Here is a 12,699-nt window from a genome sequence, read left to right as displayed (position 1 = left end):
CTATTTCGGACGGAAAACCGCGACGCACTTTTGCTGGAATTGCTCCGTGCCGGCAGGGCGTTGTCGGCCTCAGCCGGCGGCGAAAGGCACGGCGACGAAGATCTGCGCGTCGCCGCGATCGACCAGCAGCAGCACCGACTTCTTGCCGGACTTGCCGGCCTCGGCGATCGCCTGGTTTGCCTGCCTGGCGCTTTTTACCGGCGTGCGGTCGACGGCGACGATGACATCGCCCGGCTCGATGCCGGCGGACGACGCCGCCTTGTCCGGGTTGACACGTTCGACGACGGCGCCACGCTGGTTGTCGGTAAGGTTCAGTTGCTGGCGGATGTCGGGCGTTATATCGGTCAGGCCAAGACCAAGCGACGGCACGCGCAAGCCCTGTTCGGTGGACGGCTTGCCCTCCTCGCCATTGGAGGCGGTCTGCGCATCTTCGGTGTTGCGGCCGACATCGGCAGATATCTGCATGGCCTTGCCGTTGCGCCAGACACTCAGCGTCTCCTTGGCGCCGGGCGAAACGTCGGCGACGGCGCGCGACAGGTCCTTCGGATCCTTGATTTCCTGGCCGCCGAAGCCGGTGATCACGTCTCCGGTCTCGATGCCGGCCTTGGCCGCGGGCGACCCATCGGTGACCTGGGCGACCAGCGCGCCGCCCGGATGATCGAGGCCGATGGCGCTCGCGACATCCTGCGTGACAGGCTGGATCTGCACGCCGAGATAGCCGTATTCGATATCGCCGCCCTTCATCAGCTTGGCGACGACCTTTTGGGCCTGGTTCGACGGGATGGCGAAGCCGACGCCGACGCTGCCGCCGTTGGGCGAAAAGATCGCGGTGTCGATGCCGATGACATTGCCGCTGACGTCGACCAGCGGACCGCCTGAGTTGCCGTGGTTGATCGGCGCGTCGATCTGGATGAAATCGTCGAACGGCCCACTATGCAGGTCGCGGCCGCGTGCCGAGACGATGCCGGCGGTGACCGTGGTGCCGATGCCGAACGGATTGCCGATCGCCAACACCTGGTCGCCGGTCATCAGCTTGTCGGAATCGCCCCATTTGACGGTCGGCAGCGGCTTGCTCGCCTTGACCTTGAGCACCGCCAGATCGTTCTTGGCGTCGTGGCCGACGAGCTTGGCGGGAAGCTCGGTGCCGTCGTCCAGCGTCACCTTGATCGAGGTCGCGCCGTCGACGACGTGGTTGTTGGTAACGATGGTGCCGTCCGACCCGACGATGAAGCCGGAGCCCAAAGCCTCCTGCCGCGGCGATTGCTGCTGCGGCGGCGTCTTGGGCGCCGGGATGCCCTGGTCGCCGAAGAACTGCTGGAAATACTGGTCGAAGGGCGAATTGCCGTCGAAGGGCGAGCCGTCGCCCGTCGGGCCGGCCTGCGCCTTCATGACGGTCGTGACCGTCACGACAGCCGGCTTGGCGGTGGCGACAACCGGCGCGAACGAGCCGTTCGGGGCGGTAATGCCGGCGACCGGCGTCTGTGTCGTCGCGACCACGTTGCTCAGGCCGGCATTGCCGGCGTTTTGCGCAAAGGAAACCACGACGGGAGAGATGATCAGCGCAGCGCCCAGCAGGGCCGCGACGCGATGTCTGCGAAGAATGCTGATAGGTGACATGGTCGTTCTGTCCGGGCGAGAGTTGATCCGGCGCCGCGGGGCGGTTCGTGAAGCACGCACCCGTCGGCGTGTCGACGACCGGGATTGCCTGTCTCGCCGTGCAGGCAGCCGGCCGGATCGACAGCCATGCATCTAGGGTGAGGAATGGCCCGAATTAGGGTTTTGAGGCGACCTTACGAAGATTTAATTCAGAGAGCGCTCACGAAGCGCTCTCTCCGGCGCAGATAGGCGGAGGCGATCTCGCGCATGCGCTGGCCGTTGAAACTCGGGCCATGGCCGCCATGGCCGATGCGTATCGGCAGGTCGAGCAGCCGCTGCATGGTGCGGCAATAGGCAGCACGGTCCGAATCCGGCAGATCGTCGATCAGCATGCCGTCATAGATGGCGTCGCCGGCAAAGAGCAGGCCGTCGGCTTCGTCGAACAGCCCGATCGAATCCGGCGAATGCCCAGGCAGATGCAGCACGCGAAATTTTCGGTCGCCGAGATCGATGACATCGCCCTCGTCGAGCGTGCGGGTCAGCGGCGCCGACGGAATCCGGTAGCCACTCGCCTTCCAGTCGGGCGCCGGCAATTTGGACACCGCGCCGTCGAGATTGTGGAACATGTAGGCGTAGGTGACCGCATCATCCATGCTGTCAAACTGCGCCGCGCTGACCTTCGGCCCCATACGCAGCGGGAATTCGTGCAGCGAGCCGACATGGTCGAGATGGATATGGGTGGCCACGACAATCAGCGGCTTCCCCGCCGGCGTATCGATCTCGGGCGCCAGCGGGCAGATGCCCATGCCGGTGTCGACCAGCAGGTCGGCGTCGCGGCCCTTCAAATGCCAGATGTTGGCGCGCACGAAATCATGCACGAACGGCTCAGTCAGCATCGTCGTCCTGGTGTCGACAATGGCCGTGCCGAACCAGTCGCCCACCGCAAGCTCGCCCATCAGACGAAGGGCTTTCCGACCTTGTACTTTTCCGGCACCAGCCGCTTCAGATAGGCCATGCCGGCCTCTGACAGCTGATTGACATCCGGCTTCATGAAATCGTCCGACATGTGACGCGTCTTGCCGGCGACCGCCTTGAGCGGCACCTTCTTCAGCACGGTCTTCGTTCCATCAAATTGCAGCGCCACCGAGCCGCCGCCTTCCTCGGCGACGGCAACCGCGAAGGCGCCGGCATCGAAGGCTTCCCTGGCGTCGACGGCACTGATCGCGCCGACATAGCCGCGCGGCATGTAACCCAACGCATCGACACGCGCCCGCTTGCCCGGCAGGCCTTCGGCCAGCGCGCGCTCGAGCGCCGCAGGCAGGTCGCTGCCCGACAATTTGACGTTGCCGTGCTGGTCGCGCTCGAGCTTTTCGGGCGGCACCAGGCTTTCGACCAGCGCCTTGCCGTCGGCGGTGCTGACGCCTTCCGAAACGGCGACGATGCAGCGCTTGTGGCGGTCGAGCGTCTTGCGGACATCGTCGATGAAGCGCTCGGCGGAAAAGGCCCGCTCCGGCACATAGACGAGATGCGGGCCGCTATCGGGATCGAGCTGCCAGGCAGCGGCGGCGGCGGTCAGGAAGCCGGCATGCCGGCCCATGACGATGCCGACATAGATGCCGGGCAGCGCGCGGAAATCGAGATCGACGGACAGAAAAGCGCCGGCGACGAATTCGGCGGCCGAAATGAAGCCCGGCGTGTGGTCATTCTCCTCGAGATCGTTGTCGATGGTCTTCGGCGCATGCACGAAAGCCATCGTGCCGCCTGCGGCATCGGTCAGGATCTGCTGGGTGCCGGAAGTGTCGTTGCCGCCGATATAGATGAAGGCATCGGCGCCGGCCTTCTTCAGTCCGTTGAGGATGACCTCGCAATAGGCCGCGTCAGGCTTGTCGCGGGTCGAGCCGAGGGCGGCGCTCGGCGTGCCGGCGATCAGCCGCAGCTGGTTTTCGGGGATGGCGGAAAGGTCGACGTAGTTGCCGTCGCGGATGCCGCGCACGCCATGGATCGAGCCCAGGACCTTGGCGCCGGGATGCCGCTTGCGGATCTCCAGCGTGGCGCCGACGACTGTCTGGTTGATGACGGCGGTCGGGCCGCCGCCCTGCGCGATGACGAAAGTTCCGGCCATGATCTTCTTCTCCCGAGCGACGTGTTTCAGGGCACCTTCGCCCGTCTTGCGGCATCGCGCAACGGAAGAAAACTGATCAGACGACGACGACCGGGTTCTTCTTGGACACGCGGTTGTAGAGGTCGATGATATCCTGGTTGATCAGGCGCACGCAGCCCGACGACATCGCCTGCCCGATGCTCCACCATTCGGGCGAGCCGTGGATGCGGTAACCGGTGTCCTTGCCGTCTTGGTAGATGTAGAGCGCGCGGGCGCCGAGCGGATTGGTGAGGCCGCCGGGCTGGCCGCCCTGCCATTTCACCAGCTCCGGCTTGCGCTGGATCATTTCCGGCGGCGGCGTCCAGACCGGCCATTCGCGGCCATACTGGATGTTGGCGCGACCCGACCAGCGGAAACCGTCCTTGCCGATGCCGACGCCGTAGCGGATGGCGTCGCCGCCGGGCTGCACGAGGTAGAGCATGCGCTCCTGCAGGTGGACGACGATGGTGCCGGGCGCCTCGCCGGTCTTGTCGACGACGATCTGGCGGCGGAACTCCGCCTTGACCTTCTGATAGGGCACCGCCGGCACCTCGAAGCCGCCATCGGTCAGCGACGCATACATCACGTCCGGGCCGGTGATGTTCTTGTCGACGCTGATCGCCGGGCGCATCGGGTGGACGGAACCTGTCACCGTGTCGTCGAGCTGCAATTGCGGCAGGTCGAGCGTGTCGGTGGTGCTGCAGCCGGCGATGCCGAGCAGCGCCATGGCGCCCATGCCGGAAAGCATGGAGCGGCGGGAAATTTCGGTTTCGATTGTGTCGCCGTTCGAAGGCGGCGTCAGACTTTGCGGCAACTCGCGCATGCACCAGACCCTACGCTGTCGGCGGGAAGCACGGTCCGGCCGAATGGCGGGCATTTTCATCATTCATGGTTGAAAAAGCGTGAAAGGCCGAAGGCCGGGCTTAACCCTAACAGCCCATTACTTCGCCGAAGGAAGACGCCGGGCCAGCGCCGAAGATTTTCCCGATTGCCCTCTTTACAATCGCGACAACCCCAGGATTTATCCTGTTCTTTGCGCTCAAGGAGTAGGAAATGTCCTTCGAAAACTGGGCTGCCTTTGCCGCCGCCTCCACCATTCTTCTCGTCATCCCGGGTCCGACGATCCTCCTGGTCGTCTCCTATGCGCTGGGCCAGGGCTGGCGCACCGCGCTGCCGATGGCGGTCGGAGTCGCGCTCGGCGACTTCACCGCCATGACGCTGTCGATGCTCGGCATCGGCGCGCTGCTCGCGGCCTCGGCCACCGTGTTTACCGTGCTCAAGATTATCGGCGCCGGCTATCTGATCTATCTCGGCATCAAGCTGTTCCTCGCCGGCGGCGCGCTGAAGGCCGAACCGCGCACCGACGCGGTGTCGGCGGCAAGGATGATGGCGCATGCCTGGCTGGTCACCGCGCTCAACCCCAAGAGCATCACCTTCTTCGTCGCCTTCCTGCCGCAGTTCCTCGACCGGCACGCCGATTTCTGGACGCAGATGCTGATCTTCGAGACGACTTTCCTGGCACTCGCCTTCTGCAACGCCTTCGGCTATGCGCTGGTGGCATCCAGGGCCCGCGCGATCGTGCGCAACCCGAAGGCGATCCGCATCTTCAACCGCACCGGCGGGACGCTGCTGGTCGGCGCCGGCATCGCCACGGTGGCGGTGCGCTCGGGGAATTGAGGCAGAGACGGGTTCACCGCCGAGACCGCTCACTCCGGTTGGCGGGTCGGCGATCGATGTTCTAGGATCGTCTTCAACAGGCGAAGACGAGGACATGGCATGGCGCTAACGGATGCATTCGGCCTGGCTTATTCGGGCGCGACCGAAGCCGGGTTTTCGTCCTACGCCAGAGCCGTCCACGAGTTGCAATGCTTCATCGGCGACCCGGTCGGCTCTATCGACCGTGCGATCGCCGGCGACCCCGGCTTCGTGATGGCGCATGTGTTCAAAGGCTACCTGTTCGGCCTCGCCACCGAGCGCGAGGCAATGACTGTCGCGCGATCGTGTCATGCTGCGGCGCTGCCGCTTGCCGGCACAACGCGCGAACAGGCGCATGTGTGCGCCCTCGGCCATCTCGCCGAGGGCCGTTGGCATGAGGCCGCTCGCATCCTCGAGGATATCGCGATCGACGAGCCGCTCGACGCGGTGGCGCTGCAGGTGGGACACCAGATCGACTTCTTCACAGGCAATGCCCGTATGCTGCGCGACCGCATCGGCCGGGCGCTGCCGGCCTGGAAAAAGGGCATGCCGGGCTACCATGCCGTTCTCGGCATGCAGGCCTTCGGGCTGGAGGAGATGGGCGACTATGCCCGCGCAGAATCCTTCGGCCGGCAGGCGATCGCGATCGAGCCGCGCGACGGGTGGGCGCAGCACGCGGTCGCGCATGTCATGGAAATGCAGAGCCGGCAAAGGGACGGCATAGCCTGGATGCGCGCCAACCCGCAGGCGTGGACGAAGGACAGCTTCCTCAAGATCCACAATTGGTGGCATTTGGCGCTTTTCCACTACGACCTCGGCGAGACCGACGAGGTGCTCAAACTCTATGACGGGCCGATCTACGGCGACCGCTCGACATTGGCGCTCAACATGGTCGATGCCTCGGCGATCCTATGGCGCCTCCATCTCGGCGGCGTCGATGTCGGCGACCGCTGGGCGGTACTTGCCGCGAACTGGATGCCGAAGGCCGCCGCCGGCAATTATGCCTTCAACGACGCGCATGCGATGATGGCCTTTGTCGGCGCGGGGCTGGAGGCGCCGGCGCGGACCTTGCTCGAGGCGCAGCGCGAAGCGATGAATGGCAGCGACGACAATGCCGCCTTTACCCGCGACGTCGGCCATCCCTTGACGTTGGCGATCAAGGAGTTCGGCGAAGGCAGCTACACCGAATCCGTGCGCCTGATCCGGCCGATCCGCTCGATTGCCCATCGCTTCGGCGGCAGCCACGCGCAACGCGACGTGATCGACCTGACGCTGATCGAGGCCGCGCTTCGCGCCGGTGATGGCGCACTGGCACGGGCCTTGACCGCCGAGCGCCAACTGGCGCGGCCGGAGAGCCCGCTGTCGGCGCTGTTCTCGCGACGCGCGGCCGATTTGTCGGAGAATTGACCCGAGGCGGATCTTGTCATAAGAACTGGCCAAGCCAGATTTTTTCGAGATCCGAAAAAATTAATGGCAGTGGGAGGAAATCATGTATCTCGGCCTCGACCTGGGCACCTCGGGCGTGAAGGCGCTACTGATCGATGCCGGGCAGAAAGTCATCGGCTCCGGCCATGGCTCACTCGATGTCTCGCGCCCGCATCCCGGCTGGTCCGAGCAGACGCCAGCGCATTGGATCGAGGCCTGCGAGACGGCGATCGTCGAGCTCAGGGCTTCCCATCCGAAGGAACTGGCGGCCGTCAAAGGCATCGGCCTTTCCGGCCAGATGCATGGCGCTACCCTGCTCGATGCCTCGGACAAGGTGCTGCGCCCCTGCATCCTGTGGAACGACACGCGCAGCCATGTCGAGGCTGCAGCGCTCGACGCCGACCCGCGCTTCCGCAAGCTCACCGGCAACATCGTCTTCCCCGGCTTCACGGCGCCGAAACTCGCCTGGGTGAAGAACAACGAACCGGCAATCTTCGCCAGGGTTGCCAAGGTGCTTCTGCCCAAGGATTTCCTGCGGCTCTGGCTGACCGGCGAGCACATTTCGGAAATGTCGGACTCGGCCGGCACGTCCTGGCTCGACGTCGGCAAGCGCCGCTGGTCGCCGGAATTGCTCGACGCGACGTCGCTCGACGAAAGACAGATGCCGTCGCTCACCGAAGGCACGGCGAAGGCCGGCGCCTTGCGTGGCGAACTTGCTTCGAAATGGGGCGTTGCGGCCGGCATCCCGGTTGCCGGCGGCGCCGGCGACAACGCGGCCTCGGCCTGCGGCATGGGCACGGTTCGCGCCGGCCACGCTTTCGTCTCTCTCGGCACGTCCGGCGTACTCTTTGCTGCCAACGCCTCCTATCTGCCCAATCCGGAAAGCGCGGTGCATACCTTCTGCCATGCGCTGCCCGCCACCTGGCACCAGATGGGCGTGATCCTCTCGGCCACCGATTCGCTCAACTGGCTGTCGGAGATCACCGGCAAAGGCGCCGGCGACCTGACCGGGGAGCTCGGCGACAAGCTCAAGGCGCCGACGGGCGTTTCTTTCCTGCCCTATCTCTCCGGCGAGCGCACGCCGCACAATGATTCCGCCATCCGCGGATCCTTCACCGGCCTCGCCCACCAATCGAGCCGGGCCGCGCTGACCCAGGCCGTGCTCGAAGGCGTGGCGTTTGCCTTCCGCGACAGTCTCGAAGCGCTGAAGATGGCCGGCACGACGCTGACCCGAGTGACGGCGATCGGCGGCGGCTCGCGCTCGCGCTACTGGCTGAAGGCGATCGCCACCGCGTTGCAGGTGCCGATCGACATTCCGGCCGACGGCGATTTCGGCGCCGCCTTCGGCGCGGCGCGGCTCGGCCTGATCGCCGCGACCAGCGCCGATCCGCTTGCCGTCTGCACCGCGCCGGCGACCGACGCCACGATCGAGCCGGACGCCGGCCTCGGCGGCGCTTTTGCAGATGCCTATCAGCGCTATCGGGCGCTCTATCCGGCGATCAGGGCTGTTACTGCGTGAGTATGCGCGAGGCACCCCGTAGTCGCATGGGACGGCGCGAGGCACCCCCCTCTGCCCTGCCGGGCATCTCCCCCTCAAGGGGGGAGATTGGCAGTTGGGACGCCCCGCTCTTTCCTGCAACGCTGGGGATTGGCGAAAGCCGGAGCGACATCCGATCTCCCCCCTTGAGGGGGAGATGGCCGGTAGGCCAGAGGGGGGGGCCTCGCACCCCACCTCACCAGTTAGCCTCACTGCGCCGGCACCTTGTCGAGGAAGCCGGTGACGCTCTTCAGGCGGCCGTTCTCGATGACGCCGATGTCGGTGCCTTCGATGACGGATTCTGCGCCTTCCGGCCCCAGATTCCACGAGAAGCGGATGCGGTCGGCGAACCCATCCGGCTGGCCCTTCAGCGAGAACCGGAAGCCGGCGAAGCGCTGCTGGACGCCGTCGATCAGCGCGGCGATGCCCGCATGGCCATCGCCCTGCATGACCGGGTCGCGATAGCTGACGTCGCTGGTGAAGGCTGCCTCGAGCAAAGCCTTGCGGCGTGCCGCATCGCTCTCGTTCCAGGCGGTGATGTAGTTGCGGGCAATCGTGTTGAGGTCGGTCATTATCTTCATCCTTCGTTGGATCGTTTCGACATGACGTTTTTCGCCCAAGGAAAGAGCGAAACCAATTACGCCTGAGGTAATCGGGCGGAAGCACTTGGAGAGGAAAGAAACCATGAGCAGCGGCTTTTTCGGCGACATCAAGACAATCAAGTATGAGGGGCCGGATTCGACCAATCCGCTCGCCTACCGGTTCTACAACCCGGACGAAGTGGTGGCCGGCAAGCGGCTGGAAGACCATCTGCGCTTCGCCGTCGCCTACTGGCATTCCTTTGCCTGGCAGGGCGGCGATCCGTTCGGCGGCCAGACCTTCGACCGCCCGTGGTTCGCCAAGGCCGGCGGCGTCGACACGATGGAGCTGGCGAAGCTCAAGGCCGATGTCGCCTTCGAGATGTTCTCGCTGCTCGGCATCCCCTATTTCTGCTTCCACGACGCCGATGTCCGCCCCGAGGGCAAGGACTTTTCGGAAAGCGCCGCGCGCCTCGACGAGATCGCCGACTATTTTTCGGCCAAGATGAAACAAACCGGCGTCAAGCTGCTCTGGGGCACGGCGAACATGTTCTCGCATCGCCGCTTCATGGCGGGTGCTGCCACCAATCCCGATCCGGACGTGTTCGCCTATGCGGCGGCGACGGTGAAGAGCTGCATCGACGTCACCAAACGACTGAAGGGCGAGAACTACGTGCTGTGGGGCGGGCGCGAAGGCTATGAGACGCTGCTCAACACCGATCTCGCGCGCGAGCAGGAGCAAGCCGGCCGCTTCCTCAACCTCGTCGTCGACTACAAGCACAAAATAGGCTTCAAGGGCACGATCCTGATCGAGCCGAAGCCGCAGGAGCCGACAAAACACCAGTATGATTACGATGTCGCGACCGTCTACGGCTTCCTCAAGCGTTTCGGGCTGGAGAAGGAGGTCAAGCTCAACATCGAGCAGGGCCACGCGATTCTCGCCGGCCATTCCTTCGAGCACGAACTGGCCTTGGCCAATGCACTCGGTATCTTCGGCTCGATCGACATGAACCGCAACGATTACCAGTCCGGCTGGGACACCGACCAGTTCCCCAACAATGTGCCGGAAATGGCGTTGGCCTACTACCAGATCCTGCAGGGCGGCGGCTTCAAGACCGGCGGCACCAATTTCGACGCCAAGCTCAGGCGCCAATCGCTCGACCCGGAGGACCTGCTGATCGGCCATATCGGCGGCATGGATGCCTGCGCGCGCGGCCTCAAGGCGGCGGCAAAGATGATCGAGGACAAGGCGCTGTCCGCTCCGCTCGCTGAACGCTATGCCGGCTGGAACACGGCAGAAGGCAAGGCGATGCTTTCCGGCAAGCGCACGCTGGAAGAGATCGCCGAGCGCGTGGTGAAGAAAAAGATCGAGCCGCAGCCGCGCTCCGGCCGGCAGGAACTGCTCGAGAACATCGTCAACCGATACGTGTAAGGGCGCTCGCCCTTACATAGCCGGTCGTTCAAGCGGACTCTAAGATAAAACAGCTTTTCGCGGGGCTGAAACCGATAACAAGGTTTTGCCCCGCGCTGCCCCTCAATCGCCCCGCTCTTGCCTTCAAACAGCCGTCACGGACTTCGTATAGTGTGGCCATGTGGCGGGAAGGAACGAAGGAGGCGAAACGTATGCAGCACGAACGCGAAATCGACGCCCTGCTCTCGCCCGGCGAGGCTGGATCGATCATCGATCGGCTGATGGCGCTGCCGCATCCGAAGGATGGCGCCCGCAAGACAAACGAATGGGATCGCGCGGTCGCCGCGCGGTTGGAAACGGCGCTGGCCAAGAGCATGCGCTCGCGCATTGTTCGCGAAGGCCGCGACGCCGCCTGATTCTTCCATGGCCTGTTTCCAGGCCTGATTCTTCCCTGGTTTGACGAACGGAGACTGTTTCTCCATCCTTAATCGATGATACGCGCGGTGCTGCTCGATCTTCTGGGTGTCGTCTACGACGGCGACACCCCGATAACAGGCGCTGCGGCAGCCATCGAGCGCCTGCGCAACGCAGGCCTGTTACTCCGTTTCGTCAGCAACACGACACGCTCGCCACGCGGCGCAATCATCGCGCAGCTTGCCGCGATGAGCATCAAGGTTGCGGATGAAGAGTTGCTGACGCCGGCGCGCGCCGCCGTCGAGTGGCTGCGCAAGCATGGCCGCCAGCCGCATTTGCTCGTCCATCCCGATTTGGAGGTCGAGTTTTCCGGACTGGAGGGCGGCAGCGGGCGCGCCGTCGTCGTCGGCGATGCCGGCGAGGCCTTCGATCATGCCAGTCTCAACCGCGCCTTCCGCGAGCTGGTTGCCGGCGCCGATTTCGTCGCGCTTGCCATCAACCGCACCTTCAAGGATGCCGACGGCCTGCTCAGCCTCGATACCGGCGCCTTCGTCGCGGCGCTCGAATTCGCCAGCGGGCGAAGCCCTGTCGTGCTCGGCAAGCCGTCGCCGGATTTCTTCCTCTCGGCGCTCGCCGGTCTGAACTGCCCGGCGGCCGATGCGGTAATGGTCGGCGACGATGCCGAGAGCGATGTCGCCGGCGCGCTCAGTGCCGGCCTTGGCGCGGCGCTGCTCGTGCGCACCGGCAAATACCGCCCGAATGACGAAACGCGCTTCGATCCGGCGCCCACGGCTGTTATCGACGATCTTGCGGCGGCGACCGACTGGATAATCAGCCGCGCCGCAGCCTGACCGGCGCCTCGCCGAAAGCCCTGGAAAACGCCCTGGAGAATGCGGCTGCGGAGGAAAAGCCGGTGCGCCCGGCAATGTCGGCCATGGCGATGCGGGTGTCGACCACCAGGCGCCGGGCGGCGCTGAGGCGCAGCCGCAGATAATAGGCGCCCGGCGTCTCGCCGATCGACTTGCGGAAAATGCTTTCCAGCGTTCGCGCCGTCACGCCGGCGCGCTTGGCGACCGCGTCGATGGTGAGCGGCTCGTCGACATGCGCTTCCATCAGCCGGATCGCTTGCGCCAGCCTGGGATCATAGCCGTCGAGCCGGCCGAGCGAGACCAGCGGCTGCGCGTCGGTCGCGGCGCGCGCCTGGTCGTAGATGAAGACGCTCGCCACATCGAGCGCGGCGGCCATGCCGAGCCGGGTTCGAATCAGATGCAGCATCAGGTCGAAGGTCGGCGAGGCGCCGCCGGAGGTGAAGAACGGCCCGTCGATGACGTAACGGTCCGGCCGCACGTCGACGCCGGGAAAAGCGGCGGAGAAATCCTCCATGTCTTCCCAATGGGTGGTGGCGCTGCGGCCTTCGAGCAGACCCGCCCGCGCCACCAGCCAGGTGCCGGCCTCTACACCGCCGCATGCGCGGGCCGCGCGCGCCGCACGGCGCAGGCCGGCAAGCAGCGCCGACGTGGCGTAGTTCTGCGTGCCGAAGCCGGCGACGACGACCAGCATGTCGGTCGGCTCGGCCCCATCGAAGCGGCCGCTGACGGCGACCGGCAGGCCGCAGGTGGTGACCGGCGCCTCGCCCGTGACCGAGACCAGCTTGAAGTCGAACAGCGTCTCGCCGGAGATGCGGTTGGCGGCGCGCAGCGGATCGACCGCCGATGCCACGCACATGATCGACGAGCCCGAGAACACCAGGAACGTCACCTTGAGCGTTTCGCCCTCCGAGCGAAAGATCGTCGGCTTTTCGCTTTTTATCATGACAGCTTCGTAAAACGCAAAACAGTTTTCGGCAAGTGAGTCATTCTTGGAGTAGTTTCGGTGCATGTCGTTATCCCAAAACCGGTTCCCA

At 65.1% G+C, this 12,699-nt stretch carries 12 protein-coding genes; 6 read left to right on the top strand and 6 right to left on the bottom strand.

Going from position 1 to position 12,699, the window contains the following annotated elements; all coding sequences use genetic code 11:
• Positions 1-69: 69 nt before the first annotated feature.
• From ABID26_RS17890 to ABID26_RS17875, 4 genes are all read right to left on the bottom strand, one after another.
• Positions 70-1,617 (bottom strand): DegQ family serine endoprotease, encoded by a 1,548-nt coding sequence (locus ABID26_RS17890; RefSeq protein WP_292342887.1) that lies wholly within the window; start codon positions 1,615-1,617, stop codon positions 70-72.
• A 188-nt stretch (positions 1,618-1,805) separates the two neighbouring features.
• The gene (locus ABID26_RS17885) at positions 1,806-2,552 is read right to left on the bottom strand and encodes an MBL fold metallo-hydrolase (protein ID WP_292302816.1); all 747 of its coding nucleotides are present in this window, start codon (positions 2,550-2,552) and stop codon (positions 1,806-1,808) included.
• The gene (locus ABID26_RS17880) at positions 2,552-3,718 is read right to left on the bottom strand and encodes a diphosphate--fructose-6-phosphate 1-phosphotransferase (RefSeq protein ID WP_292302815.1); all 1,167 of its coding nucleotides are present in this window, start codon (positions 3,716-3,718) and stop codon (positions 2,552-2,554) included. Before ABID26_RS17880 ends, ABID26_RS17885 begins: the two co-directional genes overlap by 1 nt.
• 76 nt (positions 3,719-3,794) lie before the next feature.
• On the bottom strand, positions 3,795-4,559 hold the full coding sequence (locus ABID26_RS17875) for a L,D-transpeptidase (protein ID WP_292302814.1): 765 nt from the start codon (positions 4,557-4,559) through the stop codon (positions 3,795-3,797).
• 230 nt (positions 4,560-4,789) lie between these two features.
• Here ABID26_RS17875 and ABID26_RS17870 point away from each other — a divergent pair, with 230 nt between their 5' ends.
• From ABID26_RS17870 to xylB, 3 genes are all read left to right on the top strand, one after another.
• Positions 4,790-5,413 (top strand): LysE family translocator, encoded by a 624-nt coding sequence (locus ABID26_RS17870; RefSeq protein ID WP_292302813.1) that lies wholly within the window; start codon positions 4,790-4,792, stop codon positions 5,411-5,413.
• Between the two features lie 99 nt (positions 5,414-5,512).
• Positions 5,513-6,838, top strand: a complete 1,326-nt coding sequence (locus ABID26_RS17865) for a tetratricopeptide repeat protein (protein WP_126096662.1) — start codon at positions 5,513-5,515, stop codon at positions 6,836-6,838.
• A gap of 82 nt (positions 6,839-6,920) precedes the next feature.
• On the top strand, positions 6,921-8,375 hold the full coding sequence (gene xylB / locus ABID26_RS17860) for a xylulokinase (RefSeq protein ID WP_292302812.1): 1,455 nt from the start codon (positions 6,921-6,923) through the stop codon (positions 8,373-8,375).
• A 227-nt stretch (positions 8,376-8,602) separates the two neighbouring features.
• On the opposite strand, the gene ABID26_RS17855 is transcribed toward xylB, so the two are convergent.
• Complete coding sequence (locus tag ABID26_RS17855) at positions 8,603-8,965, bottom strand: nuclear transport factor 2 family protein (RefSeq protein WP_059187826.1); 363 nt, start codon at positions 8,963-8,965, stop codon at positions 8,603-8,605.
• 112 nt (positions 8,966-9,077) lie between these two features.
• Here ABID26_RS17855 and xylA point away from each other — a divergent pair, with 112 nt between their 5' ends.
• The 3 genes from xylA (at position 9,078) to ABID26_RS17840 (ending at position 11,647) form a co-directional block, all read left to right on the top strand.
• On the top strand, positions 9,078-10,403 hold the full coding sequence (xylA, locus tag ABID26_RS17850; RefSeq protein WP_292302811.1) for a xylose isomerase: 1,326 nt from the start codon (positions 9,078-9,080) through the stop codon (positions 10,401-10,403).
• Positions 10,404-10,594: 191 nt separating this feature from the next.
• Positions 10,595-10,798, top strand: a complete 204-nt coding sequence (locus ABID26_RS17845; protein WP_292302810.1) for a hypothetical protein — start codon at positions 10,595-10,597, stop codon at positions 10,796-10,798.
• 87 nt (positions 10,799-10,885) lie between these two features.
• Entirely contained in the window at positions 10,886-11,647 is a 762-nt protein-coding gene (locus ABID26_RS17840) for a TIGR01458 family HAD-type hydrolase (RefSeq protein ID WP_354416016.1), read from the top strand.
• Here ABID26_RS17840 and ABID26_RS17835 read toward each other — a convergent pair.
• Positions 11,628-12,608, bottom strand: coding sequence for a GlxA family transcriptional regulator (locus tag ABID26_RS17835; RefSeq protein WP_292302808.1), 981 nt, complete (start codon positions 12,606-12,608; stop codon positions 11,628-11,630). The two genes, ABID26_RS17840 and ABID26_RS17835, sit on opposite strands and share 20 nt — an antisense overlap.
• Positions 12,609-12,699 lie beyond the last annotated feature (91 nt).

The sequence above is a fragment of the Mesorhizobium shonense genome (assembly GCF_040545255.1).
Classification (GTDB): Bacteria; Pseudomonadota; Alphaproteobacteria; order Rhizobiales; family Rhizobiaceae; genus Mesorhizobium; species Mesorhizobium shonense.
The sequence above is the reverse complement of the archived record's forward strand: the minus strand, read 5'-3'. Positions and strand labels throughout refer to the sequence as shown.